This window comes from Chryseobacterium sp. T16E-39 (genome assembly GCF_002216065.1).
Taxonomy (GTDB): Bacteria; Bacteroidota; Bacteroidia; order Flavobacteriales; family Weeksellaceae; genus Chryseobacterium.
In genome coordinates this window covers 2585567-2602613 of record NZ_CP022282.1, presented here as the reverse complement: position 1 = coordinate 2602613, position 17047 = coordinate 2585567, and the positions used below count along the sequence as shown (strand labels likewise).

Genomic DNA, 17047 nt, shown 5'->3' with positions numbered 1-17047 from the left:
TTACTTTTGCAATCCAAAATGAGATGTAATATATGTTAATAATACCAGTAAAAGATGGTGAATCCATCGATAGAGCTTTAAAAAAATATAAAAGAAAATTTGATAAAACAGGTACAGTTCGTCAATTAAGATCTAGACAAGCGTTTATCAAGCCTTCAGTAACTTTGAGACAGTCTAAGTTGAAAGCTGCTTACAAGCAAAGAGCACTTAGCAAGGAAGAGCAGGCTTAAGAAATTTTTCTTAAACAAATACTACATTCACTTCTTAAATACTTATATTTGAGGAGTGAATTTTTTATGTTCACTCCAGATGTGATGTTGGATAAATTTTTAGAATATTTAGCGTTCGAAAAGAGGTATTCACCTCATACGATTACAAGTTATAAAAAAGATCTTGAGGATTTTTCTTATTTTTTTCTCAAAACAGAATCTTCTGAAGATATTTCCAAAGCAGATAAAAAAGTTATTCGAAACTTTATTGTTGACTTAAGTGAAAATAATATTTCCAAAAGAAGTATTAATAGGAAACTTTCTTCACTCCGTAGTTTTTATCTTTATCTTTTAAAAATTGGTGAAATTAAAGTTTCTCCTACCGAAACTATTTCCTCCCTTAAATTTTATGCCGAAAAACAGATCCCCATTTCCCAGGAAGAAATGCAAGTGCTTGATAATGCATTTTTTGAACAGGAGCGCGACGTTTTAGATCATTGCATTATAGAGGTTTTATATCAGACTGGTATTCGTAAGGCAGAGCTTTGTGGCTTGATATTTGAGAATGTAAACTTAGATGGAAATGAGTTGAAGATTATAGGTAAAGGAAACAAAGAAAGGTATGTTCCTATATCTGATGATTTAACCATTTTATTAAGAAGTTATTTAGAATTCAGGAAACCTAATGAAGAGCATATATCTTATTTTTTCGTCAATAAGAAGGGCAAAAAACTCACGGAAAAATTTGTTTATGTAGTGGTAAATAAGTACCTTAGTCTTATAACTTCGAAGCAAAAAAGAAGTCCTCATATTCTAAGGCATAGCTTTGCTACACACGTTTTGGATAATGGGGCAGAGATCTCAAAAGTAAAAAAAATATTAGGGCATTCCAGTCTTGCGAGTACGCAGGTATATACAAATGCTAATATTGAACAATTGAAAAAAGTGTTTAATCAGGCTCATCCTCGAGCGTCTAAAAAAGAAGAATTATGAAGATCACAGTACAATCAATTGGTTTAACTCCACACGAACCATTGGAATCGCACATCGAAAAAAAAGTAAGCAAATTAGAAACGTTTTATGACAAAATTCATGAATGCAAAATCTTCTTGAAAGTTGAAAATAACTCGGACAGATTAAATAAAACTGCTGAACTTATTTTGGCGGTTCCGGGTGACGATATCGTAGTAAAAAAGACCGCTGTAAGTTTTGAAGAGAGTTTGGATCTATGTGTTGATACTGCTAAGAAGCTACTAATCAAGAAAAAAGAAACGGCTTAGAAAAAAAGTTTAAAATAATCGCCTAAAAATTTGAGAATTCAAAAAATCCGTTCTATATTTGCACTCGCAAAAAGGGAACAGTGATCTTTTGAATTCTTTTTAATAAATGCCTCCATAGCTCAGTTGGCCAGAGCACGTGATTTGTAATCTCGGGGTCGTGGGTTCGAATCCCTCTGGAGGCTCATTTAATATAAACTAGGGAAGATTCCAGAGTGGCTAAATGGGACTGACTGTAACTCAGTTGCTTCGGCTTCGCAGGTTCGAATCCTGCTCTTCCCACTGTTTATATTGAAAATAAAACTTGCAAGTTTAAAAGCTTTTTTATAGATTTGCACAGCGTTTACCAATAGTTTTGGAAACAAAATTGCGGAAGTAGCTCAGTTGGTAGAGCGTCAGCCTTCCAAGCTGAATGTCGCGGGTTCGACCCCCGTCTTCCGCTCAATAAAATCACACCACAAGGCGTGATTTTTTTTAAACCTGATACAGCTTACGATAGATTGCCTTCGGATAGCCTCAGACAGTTTAAATTGCCTCCATAGCTCAGTTGGCCAGAGCACGTGATTTGTAATCTCGGGGTCGTGGGTTCGAATCCCTCTGGAGGCTCAATTTAATATAAACTAGGGAAGATTCCAGAGTGGCTAAATGGGACTGACTGTAACTCAGTTGCTTCGGCTTCGCAGGTTCGAATCCTGCTCTTCCCACTGTTTATATTGAAAATAAAACTTGCAAGTTTAAAAGCTTTTTTATAGATTTGCACAGCGTTTACCAATAGTTTTGGAAACAAAATTGCGGAAGTAGCTCAGTTGGTAGAGCGTCAGCCTTCCAAGCTGAATGTCGCGGGTTCGACCCCCGTCTTCCGCTCAAAGAAAATCATGCTATTAAAGTGTGATTTTTTTGCTTAATGCCGACTTAGCTCAGCGGTAGAGTGCTTCCTTGGTAAGGAAGAGGTCACGGGTTCAAGTCCCGTAGTTGGCTCCAGCTTTAATCCCGATCTTTTCGGGATTTTTTTTGCTCAGATAATTCACATTTGTATCTTAAACATATCCGCGGTGCCTCCTTTTCATTTGGATAAACTCTACATGATTTTAATTAAAAGTCAAAAAAAAATTCGTTAAATTCGTATAAATAATTTTTGATGAATATACTTTTATTGGAAGACGACCTTATTCTCTCTGCGGAACTTTGTAAGTTTTTAGAATCAAACCATTTCGCATGTGATAAAATTTATGATGGTGAAACCTTCCTTCGTCAGATAAAAAATAATTCTTACGATTTATATTTACTTGATATCAATGTTCCCAAGATTAATGGATTGGATGTCTGTCAAACGATTCGTTCTTTTGATAAAAATACACCGATCATCATCATTTCCGCTTATGGAGATCTTTCTGATAAAAAAGATGCCTTTACAAGGCTTGCTGATGACTATCTCGTGAAACCTTTCCAGTTTGAAGAGCTATTGTTACGGGTAAATTCTTTATTGCGAAGAAAAATGCCTGTAGATACCTCCGATCAGGAAATTGTAAGGATTGATGATTTGATTATTAATAAAACCGAACAGAAAGTATTCCGGGCGGGAAATGAAATTACACTTACATTAAAGGAGTTTCAATTATTGGCGTATCTGGCCGATGCCCAGGGAAGAACGGTTTCTAAACAGCAGATCACAGAGCATGTATGGGAACATAACTTTAACACCAATACCAATACAGTAGAAGTATATATCAATTTCCTGAGAAAGAAAATTGATAAAGATTTTAAAGTTAAACTGATCCATACCCGATCGGGTTTTGGATATTACTTAAGCCCGTTATAGATGTCATTAAAAAGGAAGATCGCTTTAAACTTAAGTATTGCCTTCTCATTACTTTTTGGTATTGTGATGGTCATTATCTACATGTCTTTTAATGATTTTAGAAGGGATGAGTTTAAAGAGAGATTTCGACAAAGGCTGGAGTTTACGTCTCATTTTATTTCCGAATCTAAGGACTTTGAGGAAGAAGCTCCCATTTTTTTTAATGAAAATTCGGATAATATCCTTCTCAATGAGAAAATATTGATTTTTAATGCTGAAAAGGAATTGATCTATAGCACCATAAAAGATCGTAATGTTACCTGGGATGCTGCTTTGCTAAAAGAATTAGATCAGAGAAAGACAATATATACCGAAAAAACAGTTCCCGAAATATATGCTGCACTTAAAAATATAAAGGGAGAAAACTATTATATTCTTACCAGTGCCTTCGACAGTAATGGAAAGTCAAAATTATCATACCTGAAATATTTGCTTGTTACAGCCTATGTAATGAGCACACTTCTTATTGGGCTTTTTAGCTATTATTTTATGGGGCAGTTTCTTCGCCCATTGGAAGAACTTAATAAAGAGATTTCTGAAGTTACTGCACATAAACTGACCACACAAATTCCCGTACAACAATCACAAGATGAAATTAGTATATTAGCACAATCATTTAATACCATGATTGTACGATTGAACGATGTTTTTCAATCGCAAAAAGATTTCACGGCGAGCGCCTCGCATGAAATACGAACACCGATTACAAGAATGGCGTTCCAGCTGGAGAACCTGATTAAATTTGAATCACATTCTCCTGAGACACTATCTTCATTAAAACAGATTCAGAAAGATGTTTATCAGCTATCTGATCTGACCAATTCCTTATTACTTCTAACCAAATTTGACAAAGAGAATATTCAGAGTCTGTACGAAGAGGTAAGGATTGATGAAGTTATATTCAGTTCCTTCGAAACCGTAGAAAAAAGTTATCCGGAGCTGAAAATGGATTTTTTAATTTCTGAAGAAACTTCAGAGCAAGCATTATTAACTATAAAAGGAATACAATCATTGCTAGACATTGTATTTATTAATCTGTTCAAAAATGCAGCGGTATATTCAGATAATATTGAAGTAGATGTTCTTATTACAGAAACTGCTTCAAAACTGATGGTGGATGTTATTTCTCATGGGAATACGATTTCTGAGAATGAACAGTCGAAACTATTTGAGGCTTTCATGAGAGGGAATAACTCTCAGAATATTTCGGGTTCCGGATTAGGGCTTCGTATTGTCAAGAGAATTTTAGAATATCATGGAGCTGGTATTATTTACTCCTCGCCATCAGAAAATGTGAATAAGTTTAGTGTTGTTTTTTCTAAAATTTAATTTTTTTTTAAGCCTCATTTAAGTTCGTTTTAATCGTGTCTTAGCACTTTTGTTTTCATAAAATTGAAAGAATGAACAAAATTGCAGGACTGTTCGTTGTCATTTCCTCATTCATGACAGCACAACAGCAAATGTCTCTTCTGGATTGTGAAAAAGCTTTCCAGACGAATAACCTTCAGCTGCTCGCCCAGCAGTATAATATCAATATGGCAGATGCTGATATTATACAGGCTAAGATCTGGGAACTTCCACAGTTAAGCGGGCAGATCAATGCATATAATCCTGAAGGGAGAAAAGTGTTTGATGTGGGGCATGCTAAAGGAGCACAGGTGACTCAACTCATTTATATGGGTGGGAAGAAGAAAAATGAGATTGCATTTGCAAAATCAAATAAAGAGCTGGCTCAACTTCAATTTTCTCAACTTCTGGTTGATCTTAAAACACAACTTCACACAACATACTACAATCTCTACTTTCAAAAATTAAAACTCGAGAATACCAATAAGCAATTGGGATATATGAAAGAACTTCTGAGTGCTTACAAAGTACAGTCTGCAAAGGGAAATGTATCTCTTAAAGATGAAGTAAGACTACAGAGTATCGTGATCCAGCTGAATAACGACAAAGTTGAGATCAATAAAAACATTCTCGCAGTTGAGCAAAATTTAAAAGTTTTAACGGGAATTACCGAAGATATAGAGCCAGAACTATCCGATTCTGAAGCTAAAGAAATTTTAGCTACTCAACCGTTCGGAGATGAAGAAGAGCTAAAGAAAAAAGCATTGGAAAATAATGCAGATTATCAATATAACATAAAATTGATTGATAACAGTAAGCTTTTTGCACAATGGCAGAAATCATTAAATGTTCCTGATCTTAATGTAGGAGCAGGATGGGACCAGAATGGTGGAACCTTCAAAAATGAAGTTAATTTAATGGTGGGAATTCCATTACCTCTATGGAAGAGCAATCAGGGAAATGTTGAGAAAGCAAACTATGCCATCCAGCAGAATCAAAAAAATGCTGATTACCAAAAGCTCGACCTGGAAACTAAAGTACAGTCTTCTTACAGAACCTGGAAAAGTCAATACGATCAATTAGCAGAAATAAAAGCCACAGACCTAAATAATCTGGATCTGGTATACAATGGAATGCTAAAAAATTTCAGAAGCGGAAATGTGAGTCTTATTGAATTTACAGACTTTATGGAAAGCTACAGGCAGACAGCCCTTCAGATCTACGATATGAAAAATGACATCATTCAATCGGCTGAACAGCTTAATCAATTAGTACAAACTAAAATCTTCTATTAAAAAAATGAAAAAATATATAATTGCATTATTTGTAGCCGTTGCATCACTGTCTTGTTCTAAGAAAGAAGTACAGAAAACAGCAACTCCTAAAGGGTTTGAATTGAGTAATACTATGCTTAAATCGATTTCTCTGGCAAAAGTTGAAAAAAAATATATTGTAGATAACTATAATTTTTATGGAAAGATCTCTGCAGATCAAAACAGCTATATTGATGTGTATCCATTAGTGGGAGGTAACGTGTTGAGTGTAAATGTGGAATTGGGAGATCACGTTACAAAAGGTCAGGTCATGGCCACCATAAGAAGTACAGAGCTTGCAGAAGTACAAAAAGATGTAAGCGATGCAAAGACCGATTTGGTTGTTGCTCAAAATAACGTTCGTGTTGCAAAAGAAATGTATGAAGGGAAGCTTAATACCGAAAGAGATGTACTGGAGGCTAAAAGCCAATTGCAAAAGGCACAGGATCAATTGCAGAGAGCAAGTGCAATAAGTACGGTTTATAATGTAAAGAAAGGGAATATTTATAATGTTTTAGCGCCTATCAGTGGTTATATTGTTCAAAAGAATATCAATAAGGACATGCAGCTGAGGACAGATAGAAGCGATAATATTTTTGATGTGGCAAACACGACTAATGTGTGGGCGATCATGAATGTAAATGAATCGGATATTGATAAAATAAGCCTTGGTATGAAAGCTGAAGTCTCAACACTTTCTTATCCGGATAAAATATTTTACGGAAAGATTGATAAAATATTCAAAATTATCGATCCTCAAACCAATGCGATGCAGGCAAGAGTTGTTTTAGATAATGCAAATGGACTATTGATCCCGGATAGTAAAGCGACCATTAAAGTTTCAACTTCAGAAAATAATATGGCATTAACAGTTCCTTCCAAAGCAGTGATCTTTGATGATAACAGAAGTTTTGTAGTGATTTTTAAATCCAGAACAAACTTGAAAGTTAAAGAGGTTAAGGTTTTAAAACAGGTTGGAGATACAGCCTATATCTCTGAAGGGCTAGCTGAGGGGGAGCAAATCATCACAGAGAATCAATTGTTGATTTATCGTTCCCTAAACAACTAATCCAAAGTCTTTTTTTAAGGACTTTTCAGCTCACCAACTTAAACTATTATGAATAAATTCATTAAAAATATAATTGCATTTTCACTCAAAAATAAAGCGTTTACCTTTATTTGGGTCGCAATTTTGGCAATTTCAGGTTTTATCAGTTTTAAGAATATGCCTATTGAGGCTTTTCCTGACGTTACCAATACCCAGATTGTAATCATTACCCAGTGGAATGGACGAAGTGCCGAAGAAGTTGAACGTTTCGTGACAACGCCCATAGAATTAGCAATGAGTCCGGTTCAGAAAAAAACAAGTGTAAGAAGTACCACGATGTTTGGGCTTTCGATTGTGAAAATTCTGTTTGATGATGGGGTGGACGATACTTTTGCCAGAAATCAGGTCAATAACCAATTAAGAACTGTAAGCCTTCCTGATGAGGTGGATCCAGAAGTACAACCACCCTACGGACCAACCGGGGAAATTTTCAGATACACTTTAGAAAGTAAGACAAAAGATTCCCGCGAATTATTAACCTTACAAAACTGGGTCGTCGACAGAGCGTTGAGAGGAGTGCCTGGTGTTGCGGATATTAATGTGTTTGGGGGACAGGACAAAGTTTTCGAACTTAGTATCGATCCTAGAGCTTTGGATAAATATAATCTGACACCACTTCAGGTGTATGATGCAGTGACTAAAAGTAATTTAAATGTAGGAGGAGATGTTATTGAGAAAAATGGGCAAGCGTATGTCGTACGGGGAATTGGTCTGGTAAAATCCATTGGGGATATTGGAAATATAACGATTGAAAATGATAGTGGAAATCCCGTTTTGGTCAAAAATGTGGCTGACGTTCACGAAAGTTCAATGCCTAGAGTAGGACAGGCAGGATTAAATAATCATGAAGATACCGTAGAGGGGATTGTAGTCATGAGAAAAGGGGAAAACCCCCGTGAAGTTTTGGTGGGTGTAAAAGCTAAAATTAAAGAACTTAACGAAAAGGTACTTCCAAAAGATGTGAAAATGGTCACTTTCTACGACCGGGACAATCTGATGGACTTCACTACAGAAACTGTAATGCATAACCTTCTTGAAGGAATAGTGCTTGTGACGGTAATGGTGTTGATCTTCATGGCAGATTGGCGTACAACATTAATCGTTTCTATCATTATCCCATTATCTTTATTATTTGCATTTCTATGTCTGAAATTATCAGGGATGAGTGCTAATCTTCTTTCATTGGGAGCTGTCGATTTTGGAATTATCATAGACGGAGCCGTCGTCATGGTGGAGGGGATCTTTGTGATGCTCGATCACAAGGCCCATAAATATGGAATGGAGAAATTCAATAAACTGGCGAAAGGAGGGTGGATAAAACAAACAGGAACAGGTTTGGGAAAGGCAATTTTCTTTTCAAAACTAATTATCATCACCTCTTTGATCCCTATTTTCTCATTCCAGAAAGTTGAAGGTAAGATGTTTTCGCCCTTAGCATTTACTTTAGGTTTTGCTTTGACAGGAGCATTGATATTTACACTGACATTAGTTCCTGTTCTTTCTCATATTCTTTTAAATAAAAATGTAAAAGAAAAGAATAATCCATTCGTTAATTTCTGGGATAGGATTGTCTTGAAAGGATTCAACTATACTTTTAAACATAAAAAAATGAGTTTAATCGTTGCCATTTCTTTTTTAGTGGCGACATTATTTTCCGGAAAATTTCTAGGCACAGAGTTTTTACCACAACTTAATGAAGGGTCGTTATGGATCACTGCTGAAATGCCTATGAGTTCATCTTTGAAAGAATCTTTAAAAACTGCGGATCTTTTAAAGAAAGATATTATGAGCTTCTCTGAGGTTACAGATGTTCTGGCGCAGACCGGACGAAGTAATGATGGAACAGATCCTAATGGCTTTGGATTTGTGCAATTTGCAGTCAATTTAAAACCCCGCGAAGACTGGAAAAGAAAGATTTCTTATGATGAATTGATCAAGGAGATCGACAGTAAGCTAAGAAACTATCAGGGAATTACATTTAACTACTCTCAGCCTATTTCTGACAACGTGGCAGAAGCTGTAGCGGGCTTTAAAGCTGAAAATGGAATTAAAATTTACGGAGATAACCTTCAGACTTTAGACAGATTGGCAGAACAGGTTTTAAAAGAAATAAAAAATGTAGATGGGGTTAAAGATCCTGGAATTATTAAAAATATTGGTCAGCCAGAAGTAAGCGTTGTATTGGATCGGGATAAAATGGCAGCCTATGGTGTAATGCCAGCTGATGCCCAGGCAGTTCTTGAAATGGCTTTTGGTGGTAAAACAGCTTCGGAAATGTTTGATGGTGAGCGTAAATTCCCAATAAGACTTCGTTACTCCCAGGAGTATAGAAAAGATGAAAATGATATTGCAGCGTTGATGGTTCCTACACAGGACGGTGCGAAAATACCCTTAAAGGAGATCAGTAATATTGTAAAAGACAATGGAGCGGCTTTTATTTACAGGGATGATATTAAACGGTACATCGGAGTGAAGTTTTCTATCCGTGACCGTGACCTGGGAAGTACAATTGCCGATGCACAAAAAAAAGTCTCGAAAATAGATCTTCCAGATGGATACTCTATTGGATGGACCGGTCAGTTTGAAAATCAGCAACGGGCATCACACCGGTTGGCACAAGTAGTTCCTGTAAGTATTCTTATGATTTTCTTTTTATTGTTTATCCTTTTTGGAAATATAAAAGATTCTCTTCTGGTTCTGGCGAATGTTCCTTTTGCTCTAATTGGTGGGATTATTGCCCTGCATGTTACAAGGATGAATTTTGGAATATCGGCAGGAGTGGGGATGATCGCGCTTTTAGGAATTTGTATCCAGAATGGAGTGATTCTTATTACTGAATTTCATCAGAACATTAAAAATGGATTACAATTGGACAATGCTATATTAACCGGAGTGAAATCACGGACAAGACCTGTGATCATGACAGCCTTAATGGCTTCCATAGGGCTGCTGCCTGCGGCTTTGTCTACGGGTATTGGTTCTGAGTCTCAAAAGCCATTAGCAATTGTTATTATCGGAGGGTTAATAACCGCTACCGTACTCACATTGCTTATTTTCCCAATTATTTTCTGGATTTTTAACAGAACTAAAAAATCAGTTCCTATCTAATTATATTCATTCACTTATTATATTAATCGAAGCCTGGAAAACATATGTTTTCTGGGTTTCAATTAATAAAAGAGTAATATTACTTCTAAATTAAAGCCGTATTCAATTTAATTCAATGGATTTGAAAAATAAATTATATTTGCAACCAGAATAAACACACCCATCCCTCATTTATAAACACTACGCCCTTGATGAAAAACTATAAAAATAAGGTACTTCTGTTATTTGCTTTTTTTTGTATACTCTTACCTGTGCAATTATTTTTTAAAATAAGTTTAGAAGAAACCTATCCCTCATTTAATTTCCCTGGATTTGCTTCCCTGCCTATAAAGGAAGAAAAGTACATTTCCTTTACCAAAACCACGACTCAGGTTTATTTTAAAGACGGAACAGATACCATCGTAGCTAAAAATGATTATTTAGGCGAAAAAATTCCAAGGACCATCCAGATTACCCTAATCAAAAATTTACTTTTTCCCAAAGAATATCCGGTTCTTGATCAACGGATCAACGCTTTACCTTCTTACAAAAAAAATCTATACCTTCTTAAAAAATCGATTCTTAATAGAAATATCAAAAAAGTCAATTTGGAAGAGAGTAAAGCTTTTGTTGTGAAAAAATTAAAAGAAAACTTCCCTGATAAAGAAGTAATTCAGATTCTGGTTACCAATGAAAATACAGATTTTGATATTACAACGAAACAATTAACCGATCGGGTAACAAAAGACACACTGATTAACTTCAAGTTCTAAGCAAACACAATGATTGAAAAAATAAAAAAACTGCTTTTTACAAGCTATGATCCTAGCTATGAGTTTCTGGCTTTCTATAGGATATTTTTTTCCTTATTTTTATTATGGATGGGGATTTCTAATGCCAATTGGGTCTCTCATATTCCTAATAGTGCAATGCAGCCGCCGATTAGTATTTTATCGTTCACAGATTTTGTTCCTCCGGCATGGTTCTTTACAGGTTGTTATTACAGTATGTATCTATGTCTTTTGCTTATTTTAATAGGTTTTAAACCAAGAATATTTGCCATATCATATGTGGTGATCTATCTTGTAACAAGCAACTATGCTTTTTCTTTTGGGAAAATAGATCATACTTTTGTCTATTCTTTACCTATTATTGTGATGGCCTTTTCACCCTGGAACACTACATTTAGTTTTTTTCCAGAACCCCAAAAGGAGACGGATGTATTATCTAAATCATGGCCAATGTTTTTGTTAAGCATGTTTCTGGGATTTGGAATTTTCACAGCTGGTCTTGCTAAAATTTTAGGAGGATGGCTTAATACGGATATGCAAAGTACTCAGGTATTTTTTTACCAATACAGATATGGAGTAGGGTGGCACGACCTCATGTCAGATGTGTTTGATAAAATTAATTCTCAGTTTTTCTGGGAATTTTTGGACTATAGTACGGTACTTTTTGAGTCTATTTTTATTTTGGCATTTTTAAAGCCGCGGTTTTTTAGGCTGATGATATGGATAACTCTGTTCTTCCATTTAAATGTACTTTTAATGTTTAATATTGCATTTACTTATGCTATTGGCTTCTATGCTCTGTTTATTCCTTCACAATTACTGCCTCCGGGTTTTAAAGTAGAGATTAAAATTTTTTTACAAAGCATATTTCAGCCCAAGCATAAAGGGTGGGGGATTGTATTTGTTATAATATATCTTTTGCTGGTTATCTTCTTTGATTGTAATGCAGTAAATTTTATTTTTAGTAAATTCTTCGATCTGTTTGGTTTTTTTTATGCTTCCCCATTAATTATTCTCGGCGGAGCCTTTCTTTTCGGAACTTATCTTTTGGTACGGTCCCTTAGAAAAGATGTCTGATAGAAGCGGTTTGCTTAGGAGCATCGTAAAAATGTAAGATTAAAGCCCGTACATAATTGTTTTTAAAATTTTGTACAACCAACGAATTGATCAGGGTATTACTAAAAAAATGTCATGTAATTGATTCTTTTTACAACTTTATTAGAGGATTCAGTATCCATTTCAGGCCTGTTTTTCTTAAAATTAATTATTTTTAAAACGCTATAATATTCAGAATTAATCAGATAGTTGAAATTTTGAAGAAAACGGTTTTAAGGATTTTTTCAACCGAGAAATTTGTGTAAATTTGCACTTCAATACATCAAAGTATATTATGGTTTGTAATTCTTTGGATTTGAATATTAAAATTTTTGAGAAAAAAGATTTTAGTATTTAAAAATTCATTATATTTGCACACCGAAAATTTGAATAAACAATAAATAAATAATTTAAATCATGGCAAAGGAAACGTTTAATCGTAACAAACCACACTTGAACATTGGTACTATTGGTCACGTTGACCATGGTAAAACTACTCTTACAGCTGCTATTTCTGCTGTATTAGCTAGCAAAGGTCTTGCTGAGAAAAAAGACTTCTCTGCGATTGACTCTGCTCCAGAAGAAAAAGAAAGAGGGATCACTATCAATACTGCTCACATCGAGTACGAAACTGAAAATAGACACTATGCTCACGTTGACTGTCCAGGTCACGCCGACTATGTTAAGAACATGGTAACTGGTGCTGCTCAAATGGATGGAGCAATCGTAGTATGTGCTGCAACTGATGGACCAATGCCTCAAACAAGAGAACATATCTTACTTTGCCGTCAGGTAAACGTACCTAGAATTGTTGTTTTCATGAACAAAGTTGACATGGTAGACGATGCTGAATTATTAGAGCTTGTTGAAATGGAACTTAGAGACTTATTATCTACTTATGAATTTGACGGTGATAACTCTCCAGTAATTCAAGGTTCTGCATTAGGTGCACTTACTGCTGCTACTTCATCTCCTGTTAACACAGAAGATAAATGGTTCAAAAGTGTAGAAGAATTAATGGATGCTGTTGATAATTGGATCGAGCAACCAACAAGAGATATGGATAAGCCATTCTTGATGCCTATTGAAGATGTATTCTCTATTACAGGTAGAGGTACTGTAGCAACTGGTAGAATTGAAGCTGGTGTTATCAATACTGGTGATCCAGTTGATATCGTTGGTATGGGTGATGAGAAATTAACTTCTACTATTACAGGAGTTGAGATGTTCAGAAAGATCCTTGATAGAGGTGAAGCTGGAGATAACGTAGGTCTATTGTTGAGAGGTATTGAAAAAACTGACATCAAGAGAGGTATGGTTATCGCTAAGAAAGACTCTGTGAAGCCACACAAAAAATTCAAAGCTTCTGTTTATATCCTTTCTAAAGAAGAAGGTGGACGTCACACTCCATTCCACAACAAATACCGTCCTCAGTTCTACGTAAGAACTACTGACGTTACAGGTGAAATCTTCTTACCAGAAGGTGTAGAAATGGTAATGCCTGGTGATAACTTAGAGATCACTGTAGAATTACTACAACCAATCGCTCTTAACGTAGGTCTTAGATTTGCGATCAGAGAAGGAGGTAGAACAGTAGGTTCTGGTCAGGTTACTGAAATTATTGACTAATCATCGATAAAAAATAAATAAAGCTTCCGTAAGGAACTTCTTACGGAAGCTTTTATCTACGGGCATCGTCCAATGGTAGGATACCGGTCTCCAAAACCGTTGATCAGGGTTCGAATCCTTGTGCCCGTGCAAATAATAATTATGAGTTCATTAATCGATTTTTTAAAAGGTTCTTATAACGAATTCAGACATAAAGTTGAATGGCCAAAATGGGCTGATCTGCAGTCGTCTACAATTGTAGTAACTATTGCAACAGTTATTCTGGCATTATTTACCTTTGGAGTTGACGAATTGTTTTCAAAAGCAATAAGCAACATAATTGGAATGCTAATTAACGTGTTCAACTAAAAAAGTATTTTCCCACAATGAGCGAATTGAAATGGTATGTGCTGAAAGCAATCAGCGGACAGGAAAATAAAGTGAAAAACTATATTGAGACAGAAATCAAGCGTTTAGGCTTTGAGCAGTACGTTACTCAAGTGGTTATTCCTATGGAAAAGGTTATTCAGCTTAGGAATGGTAAAAAGGTTCCTAAAGAAAGACCATACTATCCTGGGTACTTAATGGTTGAAGCTGATTTGATGGGAGAGATTCCTCACGTTATCAAAAACATTCCGGGAGTAATATCTTTCTTGAGTTTAACAAAAGGGGGAGATCCTGTACCAATGAGAAAATCAGAGGTTAACAGAATGCTTGGAAGAATGGATGAGTTATCAGAATTTGCTACTGATCTTGAAATTCCATATGTAGTTGGTGAAAACGTTAAAGTGATTGATGGTCCTTTTAATGGATTCAATGGAACGATTGAAAAGATTCTTGAAGATAAAAAGAAAATTGAAGTTTCTGTTTTAATCTTCGGTAGAAAGACTCCAATGGAACTTAGTTTTATGCAGGTAGAAAAAGTATAATTATACTTTCAATAATATAAAGCCACTCTAGATACTAGAGTGGCTTTTTTGTTTTAGTGAGATTCATCTTTATTGATTAAAAATAAGGTTATTTTAAGTTAAAATAAGTTTGTTATTTATTTTATGCGCGATAGAGAGGTCTTGTCAATAGTTATTTAATTAAAACTAAATGTTTAGATTAAAAATTATTATATATGTGGCATGCTTCTTGTAAAGTATATTTCCGAAAAACATAAATGAGTTCTAATATTCTGATTTTTAATCTTATACTGAGATTAAGATACATGCTTTGGGATTCTTATGATGCTATTTTAAAACACAGAATTTAAACACTATTGCAATGACAAAAATTATTTCGATGGTACTTTTTACAAGTACTGTTGCACTGATGAATGCTCAGGTTACTGGTAAAGTAGGGATCAATACTAAAACGCCTGAAAAAGAACTATCCGTAAATGGAACAATGAAAACATCAGGAATGTTTTTTAAGGATCCGATAGAAAAGTTAGGGGCTGACGAGAATTATACATTTATTATTAAATCTCCTGCCCCTGAGAATAAAATTACGGCGTATAATGATTCTTTTGTACCCAATTCTCCTGCTCCGATTAATCTTATTCAGTACAAGATCACATGTGACGCCAGTGATAAAGACTGGGTTAATCAATATGATACCAAAATAAATTCGGACAAGTTTCTTGTCGTTATTTCTTCATTTGGATTTACTCAACCAGTAAGAACCAATAGCCCGGACTGGATAACACCTGTACCTCAGATCTACGCTTATTATAACAATGGCACCTGGAAGGTTAAAGCCGATTATCAGGGATTTGCTCCTGCCTCAACGCTTCCTGCGGGGGTTTGGACACTTAATTTATTAGTGTTTGACAGATCTTATGCGAAAGAGATTAACAAATCACAGGCCTTGGGAACTTCAACTACAGGTGCAGCGGCAACACCATTACTTCAATAAAAAACATTACATAATGAAAAAAATTACCATATTATTTTTTATGGCTTATACCTTCGTAGGTATTAAAGCGCAAGTTGGCATCAATACCACTACACCACAAGGAACATTGGATGTCGTTGGAGGGACATTGGTAGAATCATATATTATCGATACAACCAACTCACCCGCCACTGGGAGTTATTTTCTTCTTACAAGATCTAAAGATACAACCCCCGTTGGTAAAGTGAAGATGTTAGATATTGCCCTTAGGAATGTCGCACCTGTCAATTCATATAACGTTATTTTAAAAAATGTAAAACAAGATGAAGTCGTTAACCTGAACACGGGTCTTGACGTTAATAAGTATGTTGTAGCTATAACCGGTGCTGTTTTTACAGATGCAGTGTCTGCTGCAAATACATCTACTTCACCCAAATCTTATGGGGCTTATTCAACAGAAATAACCAAGGTGGTAAGTGGAAGTAATACATTTCATGGTATTAACCTGGCCTTTAAAGGAGCGGGTACAGTTTCATCTAAGAACGGAACATGGTCGATTACCTTAAATGTTTATGAAAGATCTTTAATTAAAGATTGGGGAACGTTCACAGGTTCTGTTTCTGCTTCAGCTTCACCTGGATATTCAGGAGTTTCAACAAATACACCTCAAGGACTTCAATAATAAAAATTATGAAAAGAAAAATATTTATAGTGATCATGGCATGCATGAGTGTGCTATCAAATGCACAAACGGGTAATGTTGGTATTAAAACGACAACACCTACAGAGACATTGGATGTTAATGGAGATTCATACACAAATTCATTATATATGAGAAATCCAGGTGAGCCAACCATGACAGGAGGGCACTTTTTGGCTACTTCTCAAAATTCTCTGCAGATTTATGATCCTAATCTTGAAACAAGCGGATTGTTTAATTACATAAAACTCACGCTTACCGGTGTACCTGGTGCGGGGATAACAGATTATGATACTAAAATAGATGCGAATAATTTTTTGGTGACCGTTCATAACTACTCATTTAAGTTGAATGATGGTAGCACCAGTGTAGCTCTTGATTATAAAGATAATGGTGTAAATGATAATGCTCAGGGTTCACCAAATGTGATTGCCTTTAAAAGTAATGGTACATGGCATTTAAAAGCAGGATTTACGGATAGTAAATTAATTGCTTTTACTTCAAGTAATCCATCCAGGAGCTATAATAACTTTACAGTTGAGTTTTATTTGATGGCTTATAAGAGATTAATTACCAAACAGAATATTTCTGATGTGAATTCGGATCTTGGGGGAACTGATGGATCCACAAAGACAATAAGTAAACCTTCTGGTTTTTAAGTAAAGAAAATAAAAATAATAAAAAGTCATATCATTGGGTATGACTTTTTTCTTTATATACTATTTGATAGATATTACTTAAAATTATTAATTAATGATATTTAAATCTTATTA

The 17047-nt window shown here is 35.2% G+C and carries 16 protein-coding genes and 8 tRNA genes; all 24 read left to right on the top strand.

Annotated elements, in window-relative coordinates; translation table 11 throughout:
- The first annotated feature begins 32 nt into the window (after positions 1-32).
- The 24 genes from rpsU (at position 33) to CEY12_RS11670 (ending at position 16933) form a co-directional block, all read left to right on the top strand.
- The gene (gene rpsU / locus CEY12_RS11785) at positions 33-230 is read left to right on the top strand and encodes a 30S ribosomal protein S21 (RefSeq protein WP_045501128.1); all 198 of its coding nucleotides are present in this window, start codon (positions 33-35) and stop codon (positions 228-230) included.
- Between the two features lie 84 nt (positions 231-314).
- On the top strand, positions 315-1202 hold the full coding sequence (locus CEY12_RS11780) for a tyrosine-type recombinase/integrase (RefSeq protein ID WP_089027881.1): 888 nt from the start codon (positions 315-317) through the stop codon (positions 1200-1202).
- Positions 1199-1489 (top strand): HPF/RaiA family ribosome-associated protein, encoded by a 291-nt coding sequence (locus tag CEY12_RS11775; RefSeq protein ID WP_089027880.1) that lies wholly within the window; start codon positions 1199-1201, stop codon positions 1487-1489. Before CEY12_RS11780 ends, CEY12_RS11775 begins: the two co-directional genes overlap by 4 nt.
- A gap of 108 nt (positions 1490-1597) precedes the next feature.
- Positions 1598-1671 (top strand) — tRNA-Thr (locus CEY12_RS11770).
- Positions 1672-1687: 16 nt separating this feature from the next.
- A tRNA-Tyr gene (locus CEY12_RS11765) sits at positions 1688-1768 on the top strand.
- A gap of 87 nt (positions 1769-1855) precedes the next feature.
- A tRNA-Gly gene (locus CEY12_RS11760) sits at positions 1856-1928 on the top strand.
- Positions 1929-2018: 90 nt separating this feature from the next.
- Positions 2019-2092 (top strand) — tRNA-Thr (locus CEY12_RS11755).
- A 17-nt stretch (positions 2093-2109) separates the two neighbouring features.
- Positions 2110-2190, top strand: a tRNA-Tyr gene (locus CEY12_RS11750).
- Between the two features lie 87 nt (positions 2191-2277).
- A tRNA-Gly gene (locus CEY12_RS11745) sits at positions 2278-2350 on the top strand.
- Between the two features lie 42 nt (positions 2351-2392).
- A tRNA-Thr gene (locus CEY12_RS11740) sits at positions 2393-2467 on the top strand.
- Positions 2468-2624: 157 nt separating this feature from the next.
- On the top strand, positions 2625-3305 hold the full coding sequence (locus tag CEY12_RS11735; protein ID WP_089027879.1) for a response regulator transcription factor: 681 nt from the start codon (positions 2625-2627) through the stop codon (positions 3303-3305).
- Entirely contained in the window at positions 3306-4673 is a 1368-nt protein-coding gene (locus tag CEY12_RS11730; RefSeq protein ID WP_089027878.1) for an ATP-binding protein, read from the top strand.
- A 71-nt stretch (positions 4674-4744) separates the two neighbouring features.
- Positions 4745-5986, top strand: a complete 1242-nt coding sequence (locus tag CEY12_RS11725) for a TolC family protein (protein WP_089027877.1) — start codon at positions 4745-4747, stop codon at positions 5984-5986.
- Positions 5987-5990: 4 nt separating this feature from the next.
- Positions 5991-7073: an efflux RND transporter periplasmic adaptor subunit gene (locus CEY12_RS11720; protein ID WP_089027876.1), complete on the top strand. Its 1083-nt coding sequence runs from the start codon at positions 5991-5993 to the stop codon at positions 7071-7073.
- Positions 7074-7121: 48 nt separating this feature from the next.
- The gene (locus CEY12_RS11715; protein WP_089027875.1) at positions 7122-10220 is read left to right on the top strand and encodes an efflux RND transporter permease subunit; all 3099 of its coding nucleotides are present in this window, start codon (positions 7122-7124) and stop codon (positions 10218-10220) included.
- 191 nt (positions 10221-10411) lie between these two features.
- Positions 10412-10972, top strand: a complete 561-nt coding sequence (locus CEY12_RS11710) for a hypothetical protein (RefSeq protein ID WP_089027874.1) — start codon at positions 10412-10414, stop codon at positions 10970-10972.
- Between the two features lie 9 nt (positions 10973-10981).
- A complete protein-coding gene (locus CEY12_RS11705; protein WP_089027873.1) occupies positions 10982-12067 on the top strand; it encodes a hypothetical protein in 1086 nt (361 codons plus the stop codon).
- Positions 12068-12502: 435 nt separating this feature from the next.
- Entirely contained in the window at positions 12503-13714 is a 1212-nt protein-coding gene (gene tuf, locus CEY12_RS11700) for an elongation factor Tu (RefSeq protein WP_089027872.1), read from the top strand.
- Between the two features lie 58 nt (positions 13715-13772).
- Positions 13773-13843, top strand: a tRNA-Trp gene (locus tag CEY12_RS11695).
- Between the two features lie 12 nt (positions 13844-13855).
- Positions 13856-14062, top strand: coding sequence for a preprotein translocase subunit SecE (secE, locus tag CEY12_RS11690; RefSeq protein WP_089027871.1), 207 nt, complete (start codon positions 13856-13858; stop codon positions 14060-14062).
- 17 nt (positions 14063-14079) lie between these two features.
- Positions 14080-14622, top strand: coding sequence for a transcription termination/antitermination protein NusG (nusG, locus tag CEY12_RS11685; protein WP_089027870.1), 543 nt, complete (start codon positions 14080-14082; stop codon positions 14620-14622).
- Positions 14623-14962: 340 nt separating this feature from the next.
- Positions 14963-15595: a hypothetical protein gene (locus CEY12_RS11680; RefSeq protein ID WP_089027869.1), complete on the top strand. Its 633-nt coding sequence runs from the start codon at positions 14963-14965 to the stop codon at positions 15593-15595.
- A gap of 13 nt (positions 15596-15608) precedes the next feature.
- On the top strand, positions 15609-16256 hold the full coding sequence (locus CEY12_RS11675) for a hypothetical protein (protein WP_089027868.1): 648 nt from the start codon (positions 15609-15611) through the stop codon (positions 16254-16256).
- 8 nt (positions 16257-16264) lie between these two features.
- Positions 16265-16933, top strand: coding sequence for a hypothetical protein (locus CEY12_RS11670; protein WP_089027867.1), 669 nt, complete (start codon positions 16265-16267; stop codon positions 16931-16933).
- The last annotated feature ends 114 nt before the right edge of the window (positions 16934-17047 follow it).